Origin of the sequence: Actinomadura physcomitrii, assembly GCF_008923205.2 — a bacterium.
Taxonomy (GTDB): Bacteria; Actinomycetota; Actinomycetes; order Streptosporangiales; family Streptosporangiaceae; genus Spirillospora; species Spirillospora physcomitrii.
Window position 1 is genome coordinate 167,269 of the sequence record NZ_WBMS02000016.1, and the last position, 25,545, is coordinate 192,813.

The window sequence follows — 25,545 nt, forward strand, 5'->3', positions numbered from 1 at the left end:
ATGCCCTCTCAGACCGTGATGGGACGTTCGAGCGAAGTGAACTGGTTCTTGGCCGCGCCGAAGTCGTCGACCGTCTGCGTGACGGTCTGGCCGACTTCGTTGTTGGCGGTGACGAGCTTGACGCCGTTCTGGTCGCACCAGCGGATCAGCTCCCCGCAGCGCTCCAGCAGCTCGCCGATCGCCCCGTTCAGGGAGGACAGCCCGGCCCCCTGGATCGCCTCCCCGGCCCGTTCCATGTCCGCGCCCAGCCTCTGCACCTGGGCGAGCAGGTTCCGCGCCTCGGCGCTGAGCTGGTCGCCGCCCTGTCCCAGGGCCTCGCCCTGGGTGAGCCCGATGAATTCGGCCCCCATACCGCCTCCAAGTCGCATCCGATCGCCCCGGTACTCAGACCAGGACCCGTCGGGTAAGCCAAATCCATTCAGGTGATCAGCAAGCGACGTGTGGGTGAACATCCGTCTACCTGCCGCGTCCATGAAACGGTCACCGGAAAGCGGGAGGAGAACGGGCCGAGGGCGCCACAGGCAGCCGCCCGTCGCGGATCCGCGACGGTCCATATCCGGACTCCTCCCTCCGCCGATCGCCGATGACCGCCCAGCCAGACCCTCCGACGGTCGATTAAGCGAGGGTGTCCACCAGGTGAATATTTCCTACTGAAATGTTTACCCGGCCTTCACGGCGCGGCCTCCCAGAATCGCCTATTTTCTGGAGGAAAAACTCCAGAAGGGGAGGCTGAATGACTGAGGTCGGGGCGAACCCAACCGCAGCGGCGGCCGACGGGCGGCTCGCGGGAACGATCGCCATCAGCTTCGCGAACGTCACCTTCATGTTCGATCAAGTAGTGAGGGGCACGAGGGACGCCGCGGCCGAACCGCCGATACAACCCGGCTATCTCTCGTACGGCGAGCAGTTCATGACAACGATCGCCGAGGTTGAGGCGCATGGAATAACGTTCAGCGGCAACATCACGTCCGCCGCGGTCCAGGTCCACAACAACGACGCCGGGATCACCGCCGATATGGACGCCCGCCAGGCGCTGCTGCGGTCGATCAACCTCGAGACCGTCCGGGAGTGACCTGATGGCCTTCGACCCCCCCGACACCGCCGCGAACCCCGACGCGCTCGACGCGCACGTGGAGGACTTCTGGAGGACGGCCGGCTACATCCTCGGCCGCTCGGGCGACCTGAGGGCGGCCCTCGACGGCGCGGCGATCAGCTTCTCCGACATCATCGCGCAAGAGATCTCGTCGCAGGCCGGTTACAACGAGGGGCTCTGGAAGTCCGCCACCCAGGCCATCTACTACGGTGCCGGCGTGACGCAGGTCTGGGCCAACGCGGTCCGGGAGTACAAGCGCAAACGCCAGGATCTCATCAACGAGTGGAACACCGCTGAAAGCACGAATTTCGGGGTCGTGCACCGGGACCTGTCAGATCAGGAAAAGACGCTTCCGGCAGACCAGCAGGCTGCGCTGGCGAAGGCGAACACCGAAAGCTACAATTTCAGTTTTAACCTGGCGAAGCAGAGCAAACTCACGGAGTTGACCAACCTGGCCACCCGGGAATGGAACACCCTGCAGGAGACGGCCTCCGATCTCGGTAAGCGTCTCACCGAAGGGCCGACCCCGGAGAACGTACGGCGTCTCATCGTCCAGGAGGCGCTGTCCTGGGCCCCGTACAACGTGAACGGCCCCGCGGCTCCGCTGCCGTTGAACCCGGACAAAGCCGAGCTGGACGCCGACAGGTTCAAGCAGTACCTGAACGGTGAGCTCCCGCCCGACGCGGATTACGCCGCCATGATCGCGGCGCTGAACGCCGCGTCCTTGCAAGGCCGCCAACTTCAGGCGAGCGGCGGGCAGCTGGACTACCGGACGATCGCGTACCTGGAGAAGTTCTACGGCACGCTGGGCGAAGATCTGTTCACAGAGCTCCCGGCCTTCATCAACGGCAAGGGCGACTCGTCGCTAGGCGACGATCCGCTCCTCAGGAGGGACACGCTTCAGGCGCTGGGCGACGGCCTGCTGATGCTCTCGAACGAGAGGCTCGGCGGCGGCTACGACAAGCTGCCCCAATCAGTCCGGGACGTGTTCGGCCGCGGCCTGCCGTACACCTATGAAGGCTCGACGACGGAAGAGAGCTGGGGCCGGGACTACGTCACGATGGCCCAGTTGCTCGACGGCACCACCGCCACTGGCGGGAAAGAGTTCTCCACCCAGCTCGTGACCGCGTCCCTGTACTACATGGATCACGACAACCGGTCCAGCGCCAAACGGGACACGGCGTTCGCCGACCTGCCGAACGACTGGCCCATTATCCGGATGCTGCATGTCGCCACGCGCAACATCGAGGCCGATCACGCGATCCTCACCGGTACATTCGATCCGGGGCTCGGAGGCAAGGAGACCGTAGACCTGCTGACGAGACTGTACACCTTCGAATGGAGCGATGGCGGAAGTGCCGCGAGTTCCCTCACGTCCTGGATCCACGAGGACAGCCCCTACTATCAAAACGACCTGGAAAGGTATCTGGCGGCCGACGCCGCCACCGCTCTCATCAACACCGTCACCGGCGTCGGAGAAGATGGACTCTATTCGACCCTGACCGACATCCCACCCGTACACGACGGTGCGGCCTTCACCGACTTCGCCACGGAACTGAGGGGGATTTTCTTCGGTCCTTCCTCTGATCCGGACGCGCCGTCCGTGGGCATGGTCAATCCCGAACTGTCCCGAGAGTTCGCGAAGATCGCCGGCCAGTATTTCGATGACTTCGCCTCCGAGCCGAGTACGGCGACCTCCACCACGTACGAGAAGGGTCATCTGGACATTCCGCCGCGTGCCCGCGCCCGGTTCTTCGAACTGATCTCCGGCGACCCGGGCGCCGCTCTCCAGCTCGCGACCGCCGTAGAGTTGTACCAGAAAGACAATATTCATCAGTATTATGAGCAGGGCGACCCGAACACGTACGGGTCCGCCAACGGCAGGCTGCGCGCCCTGCTGCACGCGGGCCTGGTGGCCGAGGCCATGGACCGCACCGATGACCTGCACGCCGCCCGGGTCGACGCCGCCAAACGGGAGTATGCAAGCAAGATCGCCCTGTCCGGCACGGCTAAGGAGATCCTCGGTAACTATGCCCCGCTTCGCTTCGCCGGCCTCGCCGGAAAAGAATACAAAGATCTAATAGGGGCCAGCATCAAGACCGTATTCGGTTCGGCCGCCTCATGGTACTCGTATCACGAGTACGTGAACCAGAAGCTTCCCGAAGTCGAGATCCTGGATCCCCACGTGGTTCCGAACAACGGCCGTTCACCTCTGGCTCGCCAGACGGAACTGACCCTGCTCGAAGCCGCGGTGCAGAACGGTGACGTCCCTGTCGGCGATATCCCCGCCGTGCAGAGCCCGGACCCTGAGAGCCCTTATCCTGCCGCCGACCTCAGCTTGCTGACCGGCGACCCAGAGCGTCCGGTCAAGAATCTTGACGAGATCAATGCCAAGCTGCAGGACGAAGCGATGGACGCCATCCTACCGGTATTGGACAGGCCCGACGTGGCACCGAAGCGTCAGCAGTTCTTGGACGCACAGAGCGATGCCTACCTCGACTTCTACGACAAGTACGTCCCCTCCAGCCCCGAGGAGTACAAGAGGTTCGTGACCGAGGACAAAAACATCCCCTGACCCCGGCGGTCCGGCGGTCAGAACGGCAGGGGGCCGAGGTGGTCGAGGAGGCCGAAAGTGTAGGCGGCGGTGACGACCATCGCCGCCACCACGGCCAGTTCGGTCCAGTCGAGGAGGCGGCGCAGTCGGGCGCGGGGCACGGGCGTGAGCGGGACGGCGCTCAGGCCCGCGACGGCGAGTGCCGCCGCCAGGGCGAGGGCGGGCGTCCAGCCGGAGAGGGAGCCGGACCCGGAGGCCGCGGCGACGGCCGCGGCCCCCAGGCCGGCGACGCCGGCCAGGCGGGGGCCCAGGGCGTGCGGGACGCGGTCGAACAGCCGGGAGCGCAGCAGCAGGGCGAGTGAGGTCACGGCGGCCAGCAGCCGGTCGCGGCCGTCGCCGGCGGCCAGCAGCGCCAGCAGCGCGCAGGCGCCGCCGGACAGCCCCGCCAGTGCCCCGATGAGCAGGTCCTCGGTGGTGCGGAGCCGGTCGTCGAGGCGGACGGTGGGGACCCGTCCGTCGTCGCGGGCCCGCCGGTCGACGCCGGCGAGCCCGCCCAGCGTCATCGCGACGCGGGGGAGCGCCCCGGCGGCGAGGACGAGCAGCACCGCGCCCGTGCCGAGGCCGAGGCCGGGGTCGCGGAGGAGGTCGCCGGCCGCCACCACGCCCGCCGCCACGACGACCACCGCGGACCCGCTCAGAACCGGCAGCGCGGACGGGGCGAGGGACCAGGCGAGCCCCGCCGTGCCGAGCAGCCCGGTGGCGGCCAGGACCGCGAGGACGGACGGTTCCGGGGCGGGTTCCGCCGCGGCGGCGGCACCGAGCGCCGCCGCCAGCGCTCCCCACGCGCATCCCGCGCCGGTCATGAGCCGCGCGAGGGCCGTCCGGCCGCCGGACGACCACGCGCCCGCCACCGCGAGCAGGGCCGCGAACGCCGCGCAGGCCGCCCGCCCGGCGGCCGTTCCCGCCGGGACGTCCCAGGTGGTGGCCCAGCCCGCGGCCATGGCGGCGGCGAGGGGTCCGAGCGCGGCCAGCACCATTGCGAACCCGTGGGTGGTGGACGGCTTCCACAGCCAGGCGCCGTCCACGTGGTCCTCGACGGCGCCGCGCACGTCCTCGATCTCGGCGGGCCGGACCCGTACCGCGCGGGGGTGCAGCATCAGCACCTCGCCGTCGGCGATCCCGACGGTGGCCAGTGAGGCTCCGGCGGGCAGGTCCCGGCCGTCGAGGCGGGCGAGCCGCCAGGATGCGGGGTCCGGGTCGCCGCGGTCCGGCACGCAGATCGTCATCAGCTGCGGGATCAGCACCGCCACCGGCACTCCGGCGGGCAGCACCAGGTCGGCGCGGCGGCCCGGCCCCGCGACCGTGACCCGGCAGTACCCGCCCGGCGTGGTGTCGCCTCGGGCCGCCCCTTCGTGCACCGCCGCGGGATTCACCCCTGAGCACCTCCGCCCGTCACGGCCTGCTCACCTCTCGTTCGCCGGCCCGTCGCCCACCGGTTGGATGATCAACACCCTGCTGGAACGATCGACAGCATCCTGGCCGCCGTTGACGGGGAGCCGTCCGGCCGGTGTACGGGAGGAGAACTCGGGTGGCGACGACCCCGGTGCGACGACCGCCGCGGCGGCCGGTGCCCGATCCGGGCGGCGAGCCGCTGGCGCTGGCCGCGCCGCCGCAGCTGCCGGAGAACGCGCCCGTCGGCGGGATGAGCGCGACGCTGATGATGCCGGTGGTGTCCGGCGCGGGCGGTCTACTGGTGAGCATCACGATGGGCCGCCGGCCGCTGTTCGCCGCCGCCGGGCTGCTGTTCATGGTGGCCAGCGTGGGCGTCGGCCTGGTGATGTTCATGGCGCAGTACAACGGGCCGCGGCGCCGCGTCCGCGAGCAGCGGGAGCGCTACCTGGACTACCTCGACGGGCTGCGCGGCACGCTACGCGAGGTGGTGGCGGCGCAGCGGGAGGCCGGCGCGATGCGGCATCCGCCGCCCGAGGCGCTGCCCGACCTGGCCCGGCTGCCGTCCCGCCGGTGGGAGCGCCGCCCGTCCGACCCCGACTTCCTGCGGCTGCGCGCCGGGACGGGCACCGCGCCGCTGGCGCGGCCGCTGACCGACCGGATCGACCGCGACAACCCGCTCACCGTCTACGACCCGGTCTGCCTGGACGCCGCCGACCGCCTGGTGGAGCACTACGGCCGGGTGGCGGGGGAGCCGCTGGAGCTGGCGCTGGCCGAGGCCGGGATGGTCTCGATCGTGGCCGGACGCCAGGCCGGGCGGGACCTGGCGCGGGCGCTGGTCGCCCAGCTGGTGGCGACGGCGTCGCCGGGCGATGCGGGATTGGCCGTGGTCCGCGCGGAACGGCTCGCGGTGGAGTGGGACTGGCTGAAGTGGCTGCCGCACAACACCGCCGACGGGCTGCTGGACGGCCCGCTTCCCGCCCGGCTGGTCGCCGCCGGCACGCTGGGCATGGCGGAACTGCTGGAAGGCGAGATGGAGGAACGCGCCGTCGCCTGGCAGCGGCGGCGCGGCCGGCCGCCGGGGCCGGGAACGCGCCGGCTGGTGGTGGTCGTGGACGGCGAGTACCAGGCGACCCTGGCCGGGCTTGACCCGGTGCCGCCGGTGCCGTCGGCCGCCGTGCTCGGCGTGCACGTCATCGTGCTGGTCACCGACCGCCGGGAGGAGCCGGACGGGGTCGAGGTCCGGGTGACCGTGGACGACGACGGGGGCCTCACCCTGGAGCGGCTGACGCACGTCCCCGGCGAACTCTCCGGCGGAACCTCCGGGGAGGCGCCCGACGAGCCGCCGCCGCTGCCGGCGCCGGTCACGGGCGTGGCCGACCGAGCGGGGACGGCGCTGCTGACCGAGCTGGCACGGGAGCTGGCCCCGTTGCGGGCGTCCACCGACGACGGCGGGGACGCGCTGCACACCACGATCGGGCTGGCCGACATCCTGGGCGTCCCCGATCCCGCGGTGCTCGATCCCGCCCGGACCTGGCGGCCCCGCCCGGCGGGCGACGTCCTGCGGGTGCCGATCGGGGTGGGGCCGGACGGACGGCCGGTGCTGCTGGACCTCAAGGAGTCGGCGTTCGGCGGCATGGGCCCGCACGGGCTGGTGGTGGGCGCCACCGGTTCGGGCAAGTCGGAGATGCTGCGGACCCTCGTCGGCGCGCTGGCCATCGCGCATCCGCCGGACCGGCTGGCGCTGCTGCTGGTGGACTTCAAGGGCGGCGCCACCTTCGCCGACCTGGCGGGGCTGCCGCACTCCGCCGGCATGATCACCAACCTGGCCGACGACGACGCCCTGGTGGACCGGTTCCACGAGGCGCTGTACGGCGAGCTGATCCGCCGCCAGCAGCTGCTGAAGGACCTCGGCGCGCTGCCGAACGTGCACGCCTACGCCGAGCTGCGCGACGGCGGCCGGACCGACCTGGAGCCGCTGCCGCACCTGCTGGTCATCATCGACGAGTTCTCCGAGCTGCTCACCGCCCATCCCGACTTCGCCGACCTGTTCCTGGCGGTGGGCCGGATCGGCCGCTCGATCGGCGTCCACCTGCTGCTGGCCACGCAGCGGCTGGAGGCCGGCAAGATCCGCGGCCTGGAGTCGCACCTGTCGTACCGGATCGGGCTGCGCACCTTCTCCGAGGGCGAGAGCCGGGAGGCGATCGGCGTTCCGGACGCCTACCACCTGCCGCCCGAGCCCGGGTCGGGGATCCTCAAGGTCGACACCTCGGTGTTCGAGCGGTTCAAGGCCGCCATGGTGTCCGGGCCGTACACGCCGCCGCGCGCGGGCGGCGGCACCGAACTGCCGGTGCTGCCGCTGCTGCCCGGCAACGGCCTCGGTCCGCTGCTGCGCGCCGGCCCGGTCCCGGCCGAGGAGGGGGCGCCGCCGGAGGCCGGCGCCGCCGGACGCAGCGTGCTCCAGGTGATCGTGGACCGCATCGCGGACGCCGGCGCGCCGCCCGCCCGCCCCGTGTGGGTGCCGCCGCTGCCGGACGCGCTGCCCCTCGACGCCGTCGGGGACGAACCGGGCGGCGACCCCGACCCGGAGGAGATCATCGCGGTGCTCGGCCGCACCGACCTGCCGCGCGAGCAGCGGCAGGAGCCGACCCGGTGGGACTTCGCGGGCGGCGACGGCAACGTCATCGTGCTCGGCGGCCCGCAGACCGGCAAGTCGGTGCTGCTGCGCACGCTGGCGGCGAGCCTGGCGCTGCGCTACCCGCCGGGCCGGGTCGCGATCTACTGCCTGGACTACGGCGGCGGGTCGCTGACCCCGCTGGAGCGGCTGCCGCACGTCGCGTCCGTCGCGACCCGCTCCGACCCCGAAAGGGTGGAGCGGGTGCTCTCCGACCTGACCGCCCTGCTGGACGAACGCGAACGCCTCATGCGCCTGCACCGGCTCGACTCGCCCGCCGCGCTGCGCCGCGCCCGCGCCGACGGCCGGCTCCCCTCCTCGGTGTACGGGGACGTGTTCCTGCTCGTCGACGGGATGGCCGCGGCGCGCGAGGCGTCCGACGACCTCGACGAGAAGCTGGCGGGCCTGGTCACCAGGGGTCCCGCGCTGGGCCTGCACACCATCGTCACGGCCGGTGCCGCCTCGCAGGTGCGGGCGCGGACGCAGGCGGCGTTCGGCGGGCGGATCGAGTTCCGGCTGACCGACACGTTCGACTCCGCGCTGGGCCGCAAGGCCGCCGAGCGGCTGCCGCGCGACGTGCCGGGCCGGGTGCTGCTGCCCGGTGAGCGTTTCGCGCAGGTCGCGCTGCCCCGCATCGACGGCGGCACCGGGCTCGACGACCTCCCCGCGGCCGAGGCGGAGTTGATCGACCAGGTGCTCGCCCGCTGGTCGATGCCCGCGGTCGCGGCCGTCCGGACGCTGCCCGTGAAGGTGGAGCTGGCCGGACTGCCCGGCGGCGGACGCCCGGACAGGGTGACCTCCCCGCTGCTGGGCATCAGCGACCGCGATCTCGGCCCGGCCCGGCTCGACCTGCTCGCCGATCCGCATCTGGTGGTGTTCGGCGACTCCCGTACGGGCAAGTCGGCGCTGCTGCGGACCCTGCTGCGGCAGATCGCCGCCGTCCCGTACGAGGAGGTGGGCGTCGTCCTGCTCGACCCCCGGCGCAGTCATCTGGGCCTGATCGACACCCCGCACCAGCTCGCCTACTGCACCGAACGCGTTCAGGCGGGGCAGGTGCTCACCGAGGTCGCCGAGCAGATCCGCAAGCGCCTGCCCGGCCCGGACGTCACCCCGAAGCAGCTGCGCGAGCGGTCCTGGTGGCGGGGCCTGGAGATGTTCGTCGTCGTCGACGACCTGGACCTGCTCACCGCGGCCGGCTCCGCCAACCCGCTGACGCCGCTGCTGGAGTTCATCCCCCAGGGCGCCGACCTCGGCCTGCACGTGGTCGTCGCACGGCGGACGGGCGGGGCGGCACGCGCGCTGTACGAGCCGGTGCTGCAGGCGCTCACCGAGATGTCGTCGCCGGCGATGCTGTTCTCCGGCGACCGCATGGAGGGCCGGCTGGCCAACGGCGTCGCCTCGCGCCGCCTGCCCGAGGGCCGGGCGCTCCTGGCGCGGCGAGGCGTCCCGCCCGAGCAGATCCAGGTCGCTTGGACCGCCCCCGTGACCGGCTGAGGCCGGCCGGGGCGCGTCTCCGGCCGGCCATGGTCGAAGGCGTCCCGGTGCCGGAGCGCCGGTCGGACGCGGCATGGCCGCGGTCGCCGGGTATTCGGTCAAGCCGTGTGACCGGTTGGCTGTACCGGTCGGCGCGGCGGCCTTACCGTGCGAGGGCGCCTTGAGGTGAGGCGTTGCGGCCTGCCCGACCAGTGGAGAGATGAATGTGAACCGCCCCTTCGCATCGCTGTCACCTGATTCCGGGTCCGGCTCGACACCGCGCGCCGGCGGTGTCCCCGGCGACACCGGTCATGCCCGTACGGACTGCGCTTCCGCTGAGCCCGAACTCCTCTACGAGCCCGACCCCGACAGCGTCCGGCGTGCCCGGGTCCAGGACTATCTGCGCTGGTTGCGCGAGGAACGCGGACTCGACTTCGGCTCCTGGGACGAGCTGCGGCGCTGGTCGGTCGACGCGCTAGAGGACTTCTGGGAGAGCATCTGGCAGTACTTCGGTGTCAGAGCCCACTCGCCTTATGACGCCGTCCTGGTCGAGCGCACCATGCCCGGCGCGGTCTGGTTCCCCGGCGCGACGCTGAACTATGCCGAGCACTGCTTCGGCAGGCCCGAGGACGCCGACACGACGGCCGTTGTCGCCGTCTCCCAGACCCGTCCGACCGTCGAGCTCACCTTCGCCGAGCTCGCCGAGCAGGTGCGCCGCGTCCGCGCGGGCCTGCAGCGCCTCGGCGTCGGACGAGGCGACCGGGTCGCCGGCTATCTGCCCAACTGCCCCGAGGCACTGGTCTCCTTCCTGGCGACCGCGAGCCTCGGCGCGATCTGGGCGAGCTGCGCCCCCGAATTCGGCGCGCACAGCGTGATCGAACGCTTCGAGCAGATCGGGCCGAAGGTCCTGCTCGCCGTCGCCGGCTACACCTACGGCGAGAAGGAGATCGACAAGCGCGCCGATGTCGCGGAGATCCGCGAGGCCCTCGGCACCGTCGCACACGTCGTCCACGTGCCCTACGGACCGCTGACGATCGAGGACTCCACTCCCTGGGAGGACCTGACCTGCGACGCGCAGGCGCCACTGGAGTTCGAGCCGGTGCCGTTCGACCACCCGCTCTACATCCTGTTCTCCTCGGGCACCACCGGCCGGCCGAAGCCGATCGTCCACGGCCACGGCGGCATCCTGGTGGAGCACCTCAAGAACCACGGCTTCCATTGGGACCTGGGACCGGGCGACCGGCTCCTGTGGTTCACCACGACCGCGTGGATGATGTGGAACAGCCTCGTCTCGGCGCTTCTCGTCCGCAGCGGCGTGGTGATGATCGACGGCAACCCGCTGTACCCGGACCTGCGGTACCAGTGGCGGCTGGCCGAGGAGACCGGCGCCACCCTGATGGGCGCCAGCCCCGGTTACCTGATGGCCTGCCGCAAGGACGGCGTCCGTCCCGCCGAGGAGTTCGACCTCTCCAGGCTGCGCCAGCTCAGCGTGGTGGGCAGCCCGTTCCACGCCGAGGGCTTCCGCTGGGTCGCGGAGCAGTTCGGCGACCGCGTGCTCCTCAACGTCGGCAGCGGTGGCACCGATGTGTGCACCGGCCTGGTCCAGGCCTCCCCGCTGACGCCGGTCTGGGCCGGCGAGATGTCGGGCGCGAGCCTGGGCGTCGACGTGCACGCCCTCGATCCGGACGGCAAGGCCGTCGTGGGGGAACTCGGCGAACTCGTCATCACCTCCCCGATGCCGTCGATGCCGCTCGGGTTCTGGGGCGACGAGGACGGCGCCCGGTTCCGCGCGGCGTACTTCGAGATGTACGACGGGCTCTTCCGCTTCGGCGACTGGTGCCGGTTCTCCCCGGTCGGTTCCTGTGTCATCACGGGCCGCTCCGACGCCACGCTGAACCGGGGCGGGGTACGGCTGGGCACCGCGGAGTTCTACCGCGTCCTGCAGGACGTCCCCGAGATCGCCGACAGTGTGATCGTCCACCTGGAGGACCCCGATGCCGGCAAGGGCGAGCTGATCCTCTTCGTGGTGCCGGCGGCGGGCCGCACGGTCGACGACTCGCTCAGGGCCAGGCTGGCGGCCGAGATCCGCGGTTCGCTCTCACCGCGCCACGTACCCGACATCATCGTTCCGGTCTCCGCTGTTCCTTACAGCCGCACAGGCAAGAAGCTCGAGGTCCCCGTCAAGAGGATCCTGCAGGGCGCCGCACCTCACGACGCCGCCTCACCTGGAGCGCTGACGGACCCGTCGGCACTCGACGCCTATGCGGAATTCGCCCGGCGGCACAAGGGGAGCGGGCGATGACGGCGACCGGTCGGGCGACGGCCGCCGTAACCATGATCATCGGCGTGGGAGCGACGCGGAGGAACCAATGACGACAGGACCAGTCATCGTGGTCGGCGCCGGTCCGGCGGGTATGGCCGCCGCGCTGGCGATGCATCGGATCGGGCACGAGGTCATGCTGCTCGAGCGCTACAGCGAGGCGCTGCCGGCGGGCAGCGGCCTCAGCCTGTTCGCTCCCGTCGTGAAGGCCCTCGCGGCTCTGGGGGTGGACACGCGGGACCTCGGCGCTCCGTGCTCGGTCGTGTTCGAGCGGCAGGACGGCCGCGTCCTCGCCGACATCAAGTTCCCACCCGAGGTCGGTGCGTACGGCGGCGGGTTCTTCGGTCTGCTGAGGCCCGCGCTGTACCGCCGGATGAGCGCCGCGCTGCCCGCGGGGGTGCTCCAGCCGGACCGCACCGTCACCGGGATCAAGGACCGCGGCGACGACGTCCTCGTCGAGCTCGCGGACGGGGAGCGGATCTCCGCCGCTCTCGTGATCGGCGCCGACGGGATCAACTCCACGGTGCGCACCACGCTGTGGGGCCCTTCGCCCATCCGCGAGCACCGGCTGCACGTGCTGTGCGGCTTCACCTTCGACCTGCCCCCGAGTGCGCGCCGCGACGTGTGCGCGATCGGGTTGGACGGCGTCATCCAAGCCTCCTACAGCGAGATCGTCGACGACGGCCGCCGCGGACACCAGTGGTGGATCATCGAGGCCTGGGACCCGGAGACGCCCCCGCCGGCGGACCTGCACGAGCGAGCGGCGAAACTGGCGGCGGACTACGGTTCGCCGATGCCCGATCTGGTCGCCGCGACCCGTCCCGAAGACGTCTTCCGGTGGCAGATACGCGACCGCAAGCCCATCAAGAAATGGTCGAAGGGACGGGTGACGCTGGCGGGCGACTCCGCGCACGCGACCTCGCCGTACGCCGCGTACGGCGCGGGCATGGGCATCGGCGACGGCTACTTCCTCGGCCAGGTGCTCGCGGGCGTCGACCTGGCGGACCGGGACGCGGTCACCGCCGCCCTGCGGCGGTACGAGGACCACCGCGTCCATCACACCTCCAGCCAGGTCCAGCTCGCCTACATCCTCGGCCAGGTGCTCCATCGTGTGCCCGCGCCGCTGCGGCCGGTGCGCGACCTCTTCCTGAACCGGAGCGGGATACTGCAGAAGCGAGTGGGCGAAAAGAGCCCCGGTGAGATCGTCGCGCAGCTCGAGGAAATGGATGACCGCGTTTTCTCCTTGCGGTGATCGAGCCCCCGGGTTCGCGTCACGCCGATTGACCAAAACGTTGATCCGGCCGGGCGGCGGAAATAGGTTCACCAGCGATGTCCGCGCGGCCGAGCGGACCAGCCGTGAACCCGACGAAGGAGCAGCGGACCGTGTCGAACAATGAGCCGTACAGCGCCAAGAAGATGTACCGGACCCACTTCGAGGACTACAGCCGGCGCTGGTCGGAGTACTTCACGATGCGCCGCGAGGACGGCATCATCGAGGTCAGGATGCACAGCGGCGGCGGACCCGCGAAATGGGGCCTGGAACTGCACCGCGCCTTCATTCCGGCATTCGCCGACATCGGGCACGACCCCGAGAACGAGGTGGTGATCTTCTCCGGCACGGGCGACCGCTTCCTCGGTTCGATGGACCCCGAGGGCTGGGAGCGCTACGGCTTCACCAAGGAGTACACATTCGAACTGGGCTACGAGTACTGGTACAAGGACCAGGTCCACGAGCCGTTCGCGCTGCTCAACCTCGAAATCCCCGTGATCGGCGCGATCAACGGCCCGTTCTTCATCCACCAGGAGCTCGCGCTGCTCAACGACATCGTCATCTGCTCCGAGAGCACGACGATGGCCGACGGCCACTACACCGGCATGGGGATCGTGCCGGGCGACGGCGTCCAGACCATCTTCCGGGAGCTGATGGGGGTCAACCGGGCCAAGTACTTCCTGCTGACCGGGCAGGAGATGAACGCCGAGGAACTGCTGAACCTCGGCCTGGTCGGCGAGGTCGTCCCCGACGAGCGGCTGCTCGACCGGGCCTGGGAGATCGCCCGCACCGTCTTCAAGCCCCGGCACCCCTCCGCGCGCCGGATGGCGCGTGCCCTTCTCGTCCAGCCGTGGCGCGAACTGCTGGTCCGTGAGCTGCCGGCGGGCCTGGCCAACGAGAGCTGGGCCACGCACGGCTACTGGGGCATGGCGCAGGAGAACTACGACGTCGAGAACCTGAAGGCCGAGTGATGACGGCACTTCGCATCGCGCACGCCAACATCCGCACCCGCGATCTGAAGGCTTCGGTGGCCTTCTACCGGGAGCTGGGGCTGGAGATCTCCGGGTGCCTCAGGCTGGGGGAGGACGCGACGCTCGTCTACCTGGCCGCGCCGGGCGCTCCCGACCTCACGATCGAGCTGGCGGCCCACCACCATGCCCCGGCGGACTTCGACCGCAGCCCCGGCAGCGGACACCTGGCGCTGGCCGTCGGAGATCTCGACGCTCTCGTCGCGCGGCTCGCCAAGGCCGGTGTGCAGCCGGAGTCGCCCCCTTACCACCCCGGTGACCGTCCGGACCTGCGCGTCTGCTTCGTACAGGATCCCAGCGGAGTGCGGGTCGAACTGATCGAGGGGAGTTTCCCGACGCCGAAGGACGAGCTGCCCGCCGGATTGTCCGGCGCATGACCGTCGCCTGCTCACCACCTCCGACCGGCCTGAAAGGGGGCATCCGATGAAACTCGTGACATTCGAGGTCTCGACCCCGGTAGGTCCGTTCGCCCGTATCGGCGCGCTGACCGACGCGGACGCCGCGATCTGGGACATCAACTTCTGTGTCGCACGGTCGCTGGCCCTCGGGGGACGGAATGCGCCGCTGGAGCGCGCCGACCTCGACGCGCCCGCCGACATGATCGGTTTCCTCGGTCTCGGAAGCGCGGCGACCGACCTCGCGGCCGACGCGATCGGCCGGGCCGGGGAGGCGGATGCGACGGTGTGGGAGGGGCGGCGCCTCCGTTACGCGACGTCCGAGGTCCGTATCCTGGCTCCGGTGCCCCGTCCCCCGACGATCCGGGACTTCCTCATGGTCAAGGAGCACGTGGAGAACTCGTTCGCGCGCCTTCCCGCCGACAAGCGGCCCCCGCATTCCATCGCCGACATGGCCCGCGCTCCGGGCCACTGGAAGGGCAACCCCCGCAACGTGTTCGGGCCCGGCGCGGAGATCCCCTACCCGTCCTACACCGACGAGTTCGACTACGAACTCGAATTGGCCGTCGTGATCGGGCGACCCGGGCGCGACATCAGCGTCGACCAGGCGCCCGAGCACATCGCCGGGTACACGATCTTCAATGACTGGAGTGCGCGCGATATCCAGATGGAGGAGATGAAGGTCGGTCTCGGGCCCGCGCTCGGCAAGGACTTCGCCTTCTCCATCGGGCCCTGCATTCGCACGGCCGACGGCTTCGACCCCGTGACGGCGGTGATGACCGCGGCCGTCGACGGGGTCGAATGGTCGCGCGGGACGATCGGCGACATGCTCCGCAGTTTCCCCGAACTGGTCTCCTGGGTCTCCCGGGCACAGGAACTGCAGCCCGGCGACATCATCGGCGGGGGAACGATCGCCAACGGATGCGGGCTCGAGCTGGGCCGGTACGTCCCGCCGGGCAGTGTCGTCGAGCTCGCCGTCGACGGTATCGGGCGCCTGGAGAACCGGGTGTCGGCCAAACCGGAGAGTTCCAACCCGTCGTGGCACCGAGGCTGAAGCGCCGAACACGACGGTCACCCGCCGTGCCGTCCACCTCGACGTTTCCGCCTCGGTAGCGGCGAACCTCGGACGGGATCGATTTGTTCACGCCGTATGACCGCTTGCCGTTAGGTGCGTCACAGAAGCCGTAGCGTAATCCTCGATGCCGCAGGCCGCTCGAGTCGGGGCCTGACAGCCGAACATCCGCACATGGTGGGGGAAGCAGTGAGCAGTGAGTTGAGGGGCGCCGACCCCGACGCGGCCGGACTCGACGAGCAGGCCCTCGGCCGCCTGAGCGGCAAGGTCTCCGAGGACGTGAAGTCCGGCCGCTACCGTGCGGCGTCCTTCCTCGTCGCGCGGGGAGGAATGGTCGGATACCGCGACCACATCGGGGAGGTGTCCCCGGGGCGGCCCGCCCGGCAGGACGACATCTACCTCCTGATGTCGCTGTCCAAGGCGTTCACCGCGGCCCTGGTCCTGCGCGCCGTCGACGAGGGCAGGCTGGGGCTCGACACCCGTGTCGCCGACCTCGTCCCCGGGTTCGGGGTCCGCGGCAAGGAGAGGGTGACCGTCCGGCACCTCCTCACCCACTCCGGCGGGACGTATTCCGGGTTCCCGCCACCGCCCCCGCTGAGCATGGCCGACGCCGGGGACCTCGGAAAGAACGTCCAGGCGGTCTCGGGGCTCCCGCTGGCCTTCACCCCCGGCACGCAGGTGGTCTACAACCCGTGGGCGAGCTACGCGCTGCTCGGCCAGTCGCTGGTGAACATCGACCCGCGGCACCGCGGCTTCCGGCAGATCGCCCAGGACGAGCTGTTCGGGCCGCTCGGGATGGACGACACCGCGTTCGGGCTCGCCGTCGACGAGCCGCGCCGGGTCCCGGTGTCGGTGGCGGACACCGACGGCGCCGTGGTCCAAAGGGCCGTGTTCGAGAGCCTGAACACGGTCATGGACGACAAGGCCGAGCATCCCGCCGGAGGCGCCTTCAGCACGGTCGACGACGTCTTCAGGTTCGCGGAGGCGCTGCGCCGGCGAGGCGCCGGGGCCGGCCACCGAGTGATGTCGCAGGCGATGTTCGACTACGCCGCGCGCAACCACACCGGAGACCTCCGCAACGGCTTCTGGGACTTCGACTGCGAGGCGCGCGGCATCGAGCCCTTCCCCGCCAAGTTCACCCTGCTCGGCGGCTACGTGCGAGGAAGCGGCCACCATCTGACTCCGTTCGGTCACACGGCGTCGCCCCGGACCTTCGGCGCGGTCGGCGGCGGTTCGACCATGTGGCTCGTCGACCCCGAGCGTGACCTGACCTTCGTCTACTGCAGCGCCGGCTTCCTCGAGGGACTCGACCATTTCGTGCGGCTGCGCGAGGTCGCCGACCTGGCCCTGGCGGCCTGCGTCGACTGACGGGAACGACGTCTCACCGGCACTGAACCGGGCACCACCGAAAGACGAGGAGCCACCATGACCAACGACGCCGTCCAGGAGCTGATCGATCGAGTCCAGGTCGCCGACACCGTGAAAGAGTACTTCTGGGCCTTGGACCACTTCGACTGGGACAAGGTCGCCGAACTGGTGGCCGACGAGTTTCTGCTCGACAGCGACGCGCCGGGCGCGGCGCCGCATCCCGTCCCCCGCGATGAGTTCATGCGGACCCTGAAAGAGCGCAACGGGGGCTTCACGCACACGCTGCACATCAACGCGGGCCACCTCGTGACCCTGGACGGAACGACCGCCACCGTGCGCGCTCACATGTGGGCGGTCCACTCGGTCGGCGACGCACCCGGTGATACGTTCTGGGGATACGGCACCTATGAGTTCGAGCTCGTCCGGGACCAGGGCAAATGGCGGCTGCGGCGGCAGAAGATCACGGTCGTCGGCAAGGGCGGCGAGGGCAGCCCGCCCGACATCTTCGCGCGATCGGCCGAGCGGTACGCGGCCGGTCTCGGCCGATAGCGGGCCGCCGGGACGGACCGGTCGCATCGGCTTGGCGAGCACGCACAGCGCCGGGATCGGCGAGGGGGGAGGTCCCGCACATGACGACGAGCCTCCGCGTCGTGATCGTCGAAGACGATGCGGTCATCTCCCGCGTCTACGCCACGTTGATCAGGGCGATGCCGCACTTCACCGTGGTCGGGACGGCGCGCACGGCGGCCAGCGGGTGGACGAGCATCGACACGCTGCAGCCGCACCTCGTGCTGCTGGACTACGGGCTGCCGGGCGGCGCCAGCGGCGTCGACCTGCTGCGCAGGATCCGGGCGGAAGGCCGGCGCGTCGAGGTCATCGCCATCACCGCGCACTCGTCCACCGACCTGGTCCGGGAATCGATGCGTCTGGGCGTGGTCGACTATCTCGTCAAGCCGTTCACCGAGGACCGCCTCAGGCAGGTGCTGAGCAAATGCGTGAGCATCTTCGCGCAGGCCACCTCAACGGCACTCACCCAAGAGGACGTCGACCGGACGCGCAAGTTGGTCGCCCCGGCCAAGCCCTACATCCCCGCGGAACTGTCCGCGGACAAACTCGACACCGTCCGCGGCGTCCTGCGCGCCGCGGCGGGTCCGCTCTCGGCCGAAGACGTCGCCAACCGTATCGACAGCTCTCGCGTCACGGCCCGGCGGTACCTGGAATTCCTGGTGTCGCTGCACGAAGTGGACGTCGACCATGCCGCCGACAAACCGGGGCGGCCCCGGAAACTGTACGTCGCCCGCGCCCGCCACGGCGAGAAGTGATAAGCCGACCGGTGCGGTCGTGTGGCCTGAAAGGAGCTCGGTGCCGCAGATCCCGAATACCTCGCGTCCCACCGGAGCCTGTGGTGGATGACCACGAGGCGACCTTGCTGGCGAGCCTCGCCCAGCTCATCGACTGCGCGACCGATGGCGATATCGACGAGACCCTCACCAGGATCGTCGACGTCGCCGACACCGTCATCAGCGAGTCCGTGGCGGCGACCATCGTCCTGGTCGACGGCCGGGTATCGAGCGGACTGCGACTTGCCGCCTGCCACGGTCTCTCCCGCCACTATCGCGACACCATGGAGAACGACCCCGACCAGTTCCGCGCCAGCCTCGCCGCGCGCGCGATCCGCGGGCACCGGGCACTGCTCGCGCGCGACGTACTGGGGGACCCCGAGTTCGAGCGCTGGTGGAGGTTCGCCCGCGAGGAGGGCTACAGGTCCATCCTGGCCTCCCCGATGCTGGTCAACGGATCGGCGATCGGCTCACTCAACATCTACCGCGGAACCACTGACGACCTGCGAAAGGACGAGGTTCTGCTGGTGGAGATGTTCGCCCGGGTGGCAGCGGGGGTCCTGCAGACCTCGCTGCTCCTCAACGACCGGGACAACCAGGTGACCGCGCTGGCGCGGCTGGTCCGAGCCCTCCAGGACCAGGCGCACGAGCACTCGAACCGGCTGCAGGCCATCAGGGGCCTGATAGCGATCGGCGAGGCCGCCGAAGCCCTGAACTTCATCACCGAGATATCGCATGCGACCTCGAAACTCAGGTCGGAGGTCGGCACGAGGATCAATCAGCCGACGATCGCCGGACTTCTCGTCGCGCTCAGCGAGGTCGCGGCGCAGCAGGACATCGCCGTCGAGATCGACGAGGACAGCAGCCTCGATCGGTTGCCCGCGACGCTCAGCGATTCGCAGATGGTCACCCTCGTCGGGAATCTCGTCGACAACGCGATCGCGGCGGTGGCCGATGAGCCCGCCGATCGTCGCCGGGTACGCGTCTCCGTGCGGACGGGCGACGGCTCGCTCAACATCACCGTCCGCGACTGCGGATCGGGCATGTCGATGCCCCTCGAAGACGCGACGGCCTGGGGCGCTTCGTCGCGTGCCGGCCATCTGGGCGCGGGCCTGAGCCTGGTCAGCCGGATCGTCAAGTCGGCGATGGGAGTGATCGAGGTGAGCAGCAACGGCAGCGGAACGACGTTCGTCGTCCGCGTGCCCCTCCTCGACGACCGGTGATGTCGTCGTACGGCGCGGAGAGCGCGATGTGCTCGTCGGCCTCGCGGCCTGAGGCCCGTCTGATCAAGCTGCTCCGGCTTGCTCGTGCCGACCCACGGGACGTCACGTCCCATTGATCGCCCGGCGGCCGACGACGCCGCGGGACAGCCCGACGGCCTGGCCGATCTCCGTCTGGTCGAGCCCGACGTCCAGCTCCCCGCCGCCCGGAACGGCGAGCCGCAGGAACTCCGCCTCCGCTCCCGTCTCGCGGACGACGGTGCGGAAGCGGACGGCCGGCAGCAGGACGTCACCGGGCCGGAACCGCCGGGCGGACCCGGCCGCGACGGGCCTGTCCCAGACGTCCGCGCCCACCGTCACCACCGCCCTGACCCGGAACTGAAACCGGATCAAGTATCCCTGCGCATGGGCCGGCCGCGACGGCCGGGCTCTGCCACGCCGCACGTACAGCCGCCTTCAAGCGGACCTGCATCCGACGGAAGTGCCCTATTCCGGCTACATTATTCCGATGAGCCATGGCGCCCGGCGACTCGCCGAACCCTCTCCGCAGTTGGCCGGCGAACTCGTAGAGGAGGACGGGAACGATTCCGCTCCCTCGGGCCATCGAATGGCCTCCAAGGAGCATTTGTGGGCGATTTAGAAGATGCCACGGCGCCCGATGCGTCGAAAGAAGCACCTGTCGACGCGGCAGCCGCGTCGGTACGGATACCTCTGACCGAAACCGTTCCAGGGTGGCGCTGGCTTGTTGCGGGGGTCGCGGTCGCCGTAGCGGTCGGGGCGGCGATCTTCATCGGCGTCCAGATGCACACTGCGCGCGCGACACCCACCGAGAAGCCGATCGCCGCCCTGACCGGGAACACTGATTCCATACAGGCGCTGGCTTTCAGCCCCGATAGCAGAATCCTCGCCAGCAGTAGCGGTAAAACAGTAATGCTGTGGGACGTTGCCACCGGTCGGAAGATCGCCACCCTGCCGTCCGGCGGAGTCGATGTGATGGGGCTGGCATTCAGCCCGGACGGCCGGACTCTCGCCGGGGCCGGAGAGTCGAGCGGCGGCGTCGTGTGCCTGTGGGATGTCGCCGCCCACCAACGGATCACCGTCATCTCCGGCGCTCTCTCCTATGGCTGGGACATCGCGACCTTCAGCCCGGACGGGAAGACCATCGCCGCCGCCTCCCTCGAAAAGGACGCGGCCGCCTGGGATGTGGCGACCCGCCATCGCCTCCCCCTCCAGCCCGAAGGCAGTCCGCAGCCGGCAACCTTCCCCAGCGAACAGGACACCTCTGGCAAACCTGAAATGCTGCAGCAATGGACGCTTCCAGACGGAGAGCATCTGGCGGCGCTGACCGGTGCCGGTGCCGGAGTCGACGTCTTGGCCTTCGATATGGGCACCCTTCCCAGTCACGGCCCTCGTCGACCGACGTTGCGTCTCCAGGATCCAGCGAACCGGCGCCCGGTGGCGAACCTTGCGGACGCCACATGGGCCTACCGCCGGATCACGCTCAGCCCAGACGCCGGCCTCGCGGCAGGCTACGAACTCGGCGGCCCCCTGCTGGTCGAAGACCTCGTCCGGCATCAGCAACTCGCGAAGTTGGGCGGCACGGACCCGCCGGCGGACGCCATCACCTTCAGCCCTGACAGCAAAATCATCGCCGCCGGGGACAGGGACGACAGAATCCTTCTCTGGGCCACTCCTCGCTCCTAGCCCCGATTTTTCGTGAGGCTGGTCGGGTCGCGGAGGTTTTGGTCTTCGGCGGCGGCACCGGGAGCGGCAGCCGTGCGTCATGCTCAGGGCGGGAGTACCGGAGCCGAAAGGGGCGCCTGTGTGCAGTGTCTGCGGTGACTCCGATCCTCGGCTGATCGGCCTGGCCTACAACCAGGCCGCCCCACTCCAGATCCTGCTGCGACTCCTGGAGTCGGGGCCGCACGATGCCAAAGCCGCCCTGCTGTCGGATGCCGACCCCAAGGTGCGGCAGGCCGCCACGCAACGCCAGGCCCCTACGGCGATCATCGAGTCCGAAACCGAACTCTCCCGTTGGGCGCCACAGCGGGTGATCCTTGCGCGACCGCTGGCCGAGCGTCTCGCCCCCGATGGCGATGCCGACACACGTGCCAGGGCGGCCGCCGAGCCGAGCCTGCCGGCCGATCTCGTCGACGAACTGGCGATCGACCCGGATTCGAAGGTGCGGCTCGCCGTGTCCCGGCGGGCCGATCTCACTGAGGAGCAGCGCGCGGCCATCGACTACACCGACGATCCCGGCCGGCTCTTCCATCCACTCGAGTGGGTGACCGAGGCGTGCGACGACGCGGAGATTATGCGCCGGTGCGCGACCTCGGCGCATCCCGCGTTGAGGCGCAGCGCCGCGCACTGCCCGCATCTCCCGCCAGACCTCGTGCAGACGTTGGCCAACGACGAAGATTTCCTGGTCCGGCTGTTCCTGGCTGAGAACCATCCAGATCCCCCCGGCGAGCTGCTGCTCAGGACGGTTCTGGAGTTCGAGGGGTATACCCGGGCCAAGATGTTGCGCCACCCGAACTTCCCGCGCTCCGGACTGCACCGCTACGCCACCTCACCCGACCCGCGTGAGCGCGCGTTGGCGACCATGGACCCGCACATCCCGCCTCAATCGATCGAGGCGCTCAGCCACGATGCCGACCTGACGGTACGGCGTTCAGCGGCCGCCGACGCCCGACTGCCCGCAGCGCGGCTCCTGGAAATGCTGGCCGACGACGGCACCGCTGAAGCGGCTGCGCGCAATCCCGCATTGCCGCTCCAGACCATGGAAGAAATCCTCAACCGATGACTGCGGCCCGGTAGCTCCCTGGCGGCGGCCGGCCCGGCCGTTTCGGCCTAAACCGGACAGCCGGTCGGTTCGTTGTCTTCGGTGCGCCATGCCATTGGTCGCGTAGGTGAAGGGCCATGGACAGCATGGCGTCGTCGGTACGGTGGCGCCGCCGATGGTCTTGTTCGCCTTGCTTTGGGTCCGGTGTGGTGTGGCGTCCCGGGCGGCCCACCCCGTTCGTCCCGATTCGCTCATCAGGCATGCCAATGTTCGACGTCCTTGCCCTTGGCGAGGTCACGGACGACGATCTTGCCGCTGGACGTGCCGAACAGAACGGATCTGCCGTCGGGGCTGAGCGCCGCGGTGGTGAGGATGGAACCCGTATCGGACTCGGGCAGCTCGGAGGGCGAGCGCTGAAGTGACGGGGACAGCCGCCACTCCTCGAGGCCATCCTCGCCTTGGGCGAGCAGGTGGGTGCCGTCCGGTGTGAACAGCAGCCGGTCGATGGCCTGGGAAGTGTCGAGGGTGCCGAGCTGCCGCCGGCGGTCGACGTTCCAGAGGGTCACCGCCGGATAGCCGTCCAGGGCGAGGCTGTGGCCGTCGGGGCTGAAGGCCATGTTGTTGGGCGGCTCGGTGGTACCTGGTGGGGTGACCGCGCCGATCTGTTTCCGTTCGGAGACGTCCCACAGCGTGACGCCCGGGCCGTGCATGCCGGTGCAGGCGAGCGTGGTGCCGTCGGGGCTCACCGTGGAGATCACACAACCCTCGTCCGGGACGATCTGTTCTGTGCGCGGGTCCTTGCCGATGCGCCAGACGAGGTGGTCTCCGTGCTCGCCGAATGCCATGAGCCTTCCGCCGCCGGAGTCGAAGGTCAGGCGGCTCGCGTCACTGAAGTCGTTCGTCTTCGCGATCTGTTTGTGAGTCTCGAGGTTCCACACCGCCGTAGCCCCGTACGACGGTGACATGGCGAGTTCTCGGCCGTCCGGGCTGAGCGCCATGGCGACCGGATCCTCACCGCTGTCGCCGCCGAGGTGAAGCGTCGAGATGCGCCGGTGGGTCCGCACGTCGTAGACCCGGATCTGCTTGTCGCCGAGGGCGATCGCGACCGTCCGGCCGTCCGGGCTGAAGGCCGCGCCGGTCGGGTGAGGGGGGGCCGAAGGGGCGGCGGACGGGGAATCCGTGGAGTCCGGCGGGTCCGTGATCAGGTAGCTGGGGAACGGCTCCGGAGAGCCGGTCGCGCTGCCGGCCGATGGGTCGGTGTCAACGTTGAGCAAGGCCGCGAGGCTCGCGAAGCCCACCAGCACGCACACCAGGACCGGCGCCAGCCGCGGAACCCGTTTCTGCCGAAGCGGGGTGGGCGGCTGCTTGATCGGCGGCACCGGCCGCGTGGTCACGTACCTGGTCCTCGGCTGCGGCGCGGCGGACGCGGGCGCTGCGGCCGACCTGGGCGGTGGGGTGGACGCGGTGACGGCCGAGCCCGCATTGCCGGCGGGCGGGGAGGGCGCCTTTCCGGCGCCGGCCGGCGACGCGGGCGCAGCCGGTGCCGTCGGCGTCACCGGCGCGGGCGGCGGGGGCGGCGGGGCGTTCTCCGGGGCGGCGCGGAGGATGCGGTCCAGGGCGGCGGCGACTTCGTCGGCGTCGGCCCGGCGCTCCGGGTCGCGGACCAGGAGCGAGGCCAGCACCGGGGTGAGCGGTCCCGCATTGCGCGGGGCGGGCGGGTCCTGGGTGAGCAGGGTCAGCAGGATCGACGCGTAGTCCGGGCCCTGGTAGGGCGGGCGGCCCTCGACCGCGTTGAAGAGTGTGGCGCCCAGCGACCACAGGTCTGCGGGCGGCCCGGCGGCCTCGTTGCGGGCCTGTTCGGGGGCGACGAACGCCGGGGTGCCGCTCATCTCGCCGGGTGCGCCGGGAGTCCGCTGCCCGCTCTGCCGGGCGATGCCGAAGTCGGTGATGACGACCCGGTCGCGGTCGGTGACGAAGACGTTGGCGGGTTTGAGGTCCCGGTGCACGATCCCGGCCGCGTGGGCCTCGCGGAGGGCGGCGAGCATCTCGGCGCCGATCTCGGCGGCCCGGCGCGGTGGCAGCCTGACCTCCTCGCGGAGGATTTCGGCGAGCGAGCGGCCCTTGAGCAGCTCCATCACGATCATCGGGGAGCCGTCGTGCTCGATGACGTCGAACACGGTGACGATGCCCGGATGGCTGAGCGCGGCCGTCGACCGCGCCTCGTTCATGGCGCGCTCCGCCAGTTCCGCGGGCTCGTCCTCGGCCGCGAGGAGGATCTCCTTCACCGCCACGTCGCGGTTCAGCAGCTCGTCCCGCGCCCGCCAGACCCGGCCCATGGACCCCTGCCCGATGACCGAGAGCAGCCGGTAGCGACCGTTGATCAGTTCCCGCCCGGCGTCAGGCACGCCCCGTCACCCCGTCCACCAAGATCTACGACCCAGCGTGCCTTCGACGCCATGCCCATGGCAACAGTTCCCGGTCGGATCACGGTCGGCGGCGACATTTCCCCTGCGCCGCGACGTCATAGGGAGTCGACCGCGCGGGCCGGGGACGGGCAGGATACGGGGGCCGCGCCGCCGGCCGCGGCCATCCCCGCGCGATCAACAACCTGGCCATCCAATCCCTGCTGGCCACCTTCATCGCCGACGACCTGCACACCACGGCCCCGCCAGGACGCCCGTTCGAGGGTGGCGAGCGCCAGTTCGGGTTTGTCTTCCTTGACGAGCTGGACGTAGTGGCCCAGGGCGTCGACGACGGTGCGGCGGAGGTGTTCGCGGTAGGTCTCGGCCCAGGAGAATCCGAAGTCCTCGGCGAACCCTCCGGTATAGAGGTCGCTGACCTGGGCGAGTGCGTTGATCCGGCTGTCGGTGTCGTCGGCTGCGGCTCGCTTGGCGTCTGCGAGCGTGGCGGTCAGTTGCCAGAGGTCGACGTCGACGAGGTCGTGATCGATGCGGTATCGGCCGGCGGTGTGGATGAGGAACCTGGGTTCGGTGAGGCCGGTCGCGGTTCGCAGGACTCCGCGGATGCTGGAGGTGGCGCTGTTGAACGCGTTGACCGCGGACTGGGGCGTGGCGTCTGGCCAGAGCGTACCGATTGCTTGATCGCGGGTGGCGCCCTTGGGGTGCAGAGCGAGGTAGGCGAGCAGGTGCTTGGCGCCTGTGCGCAGGCCGGTGGTGATGGGGCCGTCCGCGGTGTGCAGGAGGACCGGCCCGAGCACGTGAAGCCGGGCGGGAGCCTTCGGTGACGCGGCGGGGCGGCGGGACGAGGCTGGTGACGTTGGGTGGGACGGGTTCAGGTGGCGTGTCGGTGGCCTGCGGGGACGCGGGCGCGTTCGGGTTCGCTGCCGTTGGCGGTCTGGATGGTCTGCAGCATGCCGGCGGCGTCGTCTGCGGTGATGTGGAACAGGCGCGCTTGCGCGAACTGGTCGGCGTCGGGGCCGTGGGCGGCGGTGACGGTGCCGTCCGCGGCCAGGTGCAGGGGGTCGCGGCCGTGTCCTCGTGCGGTCAA

The 25,545-nt window shown here is 70.4% G+C and carries 20 protein-coding genes; 14 read left to right on the plus strand and 6 right to left on the minus strand.

The window, feature by feature from the left end; genetic code table 11:
- Positions 1 to 8: 8 nt before the first annotated feature.
- Entirely contained in the window at positions 9 to 350 is a 342-nt protein-coding gene (locus F8568_RS21690) for a hypothetical protein (RefSeq protein ID WP_151595576.1), read from the minus strand.
- A 383-nt stretch (positions 351 to 733) separates the two neighbouring features.
- Between F8568_RS21690 and F8568_RS21695 the strand changes: the two genes are divergently transcribed.
- Together F8568_RS21695 and F8568_RS21700 are read left to right on the plus strand one after the other, a co-directional pair.
- On the plus strand, positions 734 to 1,072 hold the full coding sequence (locus F8568_RS21695; RefSeq protein ID WP_151595577.1) for a hypothetical protein: 339 nt from the start codon (positions 734 to 736) through the stop codon (positions 1,070 to 1,072).
- Positions 1,073 to 1,076: 4 nt separating this feature from the next.
- A complete protein-coding gene (locus F8568_RS21700; RefSeq protein WP_151595578.1) occupies positions 1,077 to 3,668 on the plus strand; it encodes a TPR repeat region-containing protein in 2,592 nt (863 codons plus the stop codon).
- Between the two features lie 17 nt (positions 3,669 to 3,685).
- Here F8568_RS21700 and eccD read toward each other — a convergent pair whose 3' ends face one another.
- Positions 3,686 to 5,080 carry a type VII secretion integral membrane protein EccD gene (eccD, locus tag F8568_RS21705; RefSeq protein ID WP_151595579.1) on the minus strand — a complete coding sequence of 465 codons (1,395 nt, stop codon included), beginning with the start codon at positions 5,078 to 5,080 and terminating at the stop codon, positions 3,686 to 3,688.
- Positions 5,081 to 5,304: 224 nt separating this feature from the next.
- On the opposite strand from eccD, the gene eccCa reads away from it, so the two are divergent.
- The 10 genes from eccCa to F8568_RS21755 all read left to right on the plus strand — a co-directional run bounded on the left by eccCa (position 5,305) and on the right by F8568_RS21755 (position 19,259).
- Entirely contained in the window at positions 5,305 to 9,264 is a 3,960-nt protein-coding gene (gene eccCa / locus F8568_RS21710; protein ID WP_407924482.1) for a type VII secretion protein EccCa, read from the plus strand.
- Between the two features lie 205 nt (positions 9,265 to 9,469).
- Positions 9,470 to 11,545 carry an acetoacetate--CoA ligase gene (locus F8568_RS21715; protein WP_328600982.1) on the plus strand — a complete coding sequence of 692 codons (2,076 nt, stop codon included), beginning with the start codon at positions 9,470 to 9,472 and terminating at the stop codon, positions 11,543 to 11,545.
- Between the two features lie 67 nt (positions 11,546 to 11,612).
- Entirely contained in the window at positions 11,613 to 12,815 is a 1,203-nt protein-coding gene (locus F8568_RS21720) for an FAD-dependent oxidoreductase (protein WP_151595581.1), read from the plus strand.
- A gap of 131 nt (positions 12,816 to 12,946) precedes the next feature.
- Positions 12,947 to 13,804 (plus strand): enoyl-CoA hydratase/isomerase family protein, encoded by an 858-nt coding sequence (locus F8568_RS21725; RefSeq protein WP_160573704.1) that lies wholly within the window; start codon positions 12,947 to 12,949, stop codon positions 13,802 to 13,804.
- A complete protein-coding gene (locus tag F8568_RS21730) occupies positions 13,804 to 14,238 on the plus strand; it encodes a VOC family protein (RefSeq protein WP_151595583.1) in 435 nt (144 codons plus the stop codon). The genes F8568_RS21725 and F8568_RS21730 overlap by 1 nt, the downstream gene beginning before the upstream one ends.
- Positions 14,239 to 14,284: 46 nt before the next feature.
- Positions 14,285 to 15,310, plus strand: coding sequence for a fumarylacetoacetate hydrolase family protein (locus tag F8568_RS21735; RefSeq protein ID WP_151595584.1), 1,026 nt, complete (start codon positions 14,285 to 14,287; stop codon positions 15,308 to 15,310).
- Between the two features lie 207 nt (positions 15,311 to 15,517).
- Positions 15,518 to 16,696, plus strand: coding sequence for a serine hydrolase domain-containing protein (locus F8568_RS21740; protein WP_160573705.1), 1,179 nt, complete (start codon positions 15,518 to 15,520; stop codon positions 16,694 to 16,696).
- Between the two features lie 57 nt (positions 16,697 to 16,753).
- On the plus strand, positions 16,754 to 17,245 hold the full coding sequence (locus tag F8568_RS21745; protein WP_151595586.1) for a nuclear transport factor 2 family protein: 492 nt from the start codon (positions 16,754 to 16,756) through the stop codon (positions 17,243 to 17,245).
- A gap of 80 nt (positions 17,246 to 17,325) precedes the next feature.
- Positions 17,326 to 18,018, plus strand: coding sequence for a response regulator (locus F8568_RS21750; RefSeq protein ID WP_160573706.1), 693 nt, complete (start codon positions 17,326 to 17,328; stop codon positions 18,016 to 18,018).
- Positions 18,019 to 18,101: 83 nt separating this feature from the next.
- A complete protein-coding gene (locus F8568_RS21755) occupies positions 18,102 to 19,259 on the plus strand; it encodes a sensor histidine kinase (RefSeq protein WP_160573707.1) in 1,158 nt (385 codons plus the stop codon).
- Positions 19,260 to 19,361: 102 nt separating this feature from the next.
- On the opposite strand, the gene F8568_RS46915 is transcribed toward F8568_RS21755, so the two are convergent.
- Positions 19,362 to 19,649 carry a hypothetical protein gene (locus F8568_RS46915; RefSeq protein ID WP_202125213.1) on the minus strand — a complete coding sequence of 96 codons (288 nt, stop codon included), beginning with the start codon at positions 19,647 to 19,649 and terminating at the stop codon, positions 19,362 to 19,364.
- A gap of 234 nt (positions 19,650 to 19,883) precedes the next feature.
- Here F8568_RS46915 and F8568_RS21765 point away from each other — a divergent pair, with 234 nt between their 5' ends.
- Both F8568_RS21765 and F8568_RS21770 read left to right on the plus strand, forming a co-directional pair.
- Positions 19,884 to 20,960 carry a WD40 repeat domain-containing protein gene (locus F8568_RS21765; RefSeq protein ID WP_160573708.1) on the plus strand — a complete coding sequence of 359 codons (1,077 nt, stop codon included), beginning with the start codon at positions 19,884 to 19,886 and terminating at the stop codon, positions 20,958 to 20,960.
- Between the two features lie 118 nt (positions 20,961 to 21,078).
- Positions 21,079 to 22,059, plus strand: a complete 981-nt coding sequence (locus F8568_RS21770; protein WP_151595590.1) for a hypothetical protein — start codon at positions 21,079 to 21,081, stop codon at positions 22,057 to 22,059.
- A 233-nt stretch (positions 22,060 to 22,292) separates the two neighbouring features.
- Here F8568_RS21770 and F8568_RS21775 read toward each other — a convergent pair whose 3' ends face one another.
- The 3 genes from F8568_RS21775 to F8568_RS21785 form a co-directional block, all read right to left on the minus strand.
- Positions 22,293 to 24,443 (minus strand): WD40 repeat domain-containing serine/threonine protein kinase, encoded by a 2,151-nt coding sequence (locus F8568_RS21775; RefSeq protein ID WP_151595591.1) that lies wholly within the window; start codon positions 24,441 to 24,443, stop codon positions 22,293 to 22,295.
- A 116-nt stretch (positions 24,444 to 24,559) separates the two neighbouring features.
- Entirely contained in the window at positions 24,560 to 25,255 is a 696-nt protein-coding gene (locus F8568_RS21780) for an AfsR/SARP family transcriptional regulator (RefSeq protein ID WP_151595592.1), read from the minus strand.
- 74 nt (positions 25,256 to 25,329) lie between these two features.
- Positions 25,330 to 25,545, minus strand: a complete 216-nt coding sequence (locus tag F8568_RS21785; RefSeq protein WP_151595593.1) for a hypothetical protein — start codon at positions 25,543 to 25,545, stop codon at positions 25,330 to 25,332.

Coding starts and splice junctions, on each gene's coding strand:
- F8568_RS21695 (WP_151595577.1), top strand. CDS start 734: ATGACTGAGGTCGGGGCGAACCCAACCGCAGCGGCGGCCGACGGGCGG.
- F8568_RS21750 (WP_160573706.1), top strand. CDS start 17,326: ATGACGACGAGCCTCCGCGTCGTGATCGTCGAAGACGATGCGGTCATC.
- F8568_RS21690 (WP_151595576.1), bottom strand. CDS start 350: ATGGGGGCCGAATTCATCGGGCTCACCCAGGGCGAGGCCCTGGGACAG.
- F8568_RS21735 (WP_151595584.1), top strand. CDS start 14,285: ATGAAACTCGTGACATTCGAGGTCTCGACCCCGGTAGGTCCGTTCGCC.
- F8568_RS21720 (WP_151595581.1), top strand. CDS start 11,613: ATGACGACAGGACCAGTCATCGTGGTCGGCGCCGGTCCGGCGGGTATG.
- F8568_RS21745 (WP_151595586.1), top strand. CDS start 16,754: ATGACCAACGACGCCGTCCAGGAGCTGATCGATCGAGTCCAGGTCGCC.
- F8568_RS21730 (WP_151595583.1), top strand. CDS start 13,804: ATGACGGCACTTCGCATCGCGCACGCCAACATCCGCACCCGCGATCTG.
- F8568_RS21700 (WP_151595578.1), top strand. CDS start 1,077: ATGGCCTTCGACCCCCCCGACACCGCCGCGAACCCCGACGCGCTCGAC.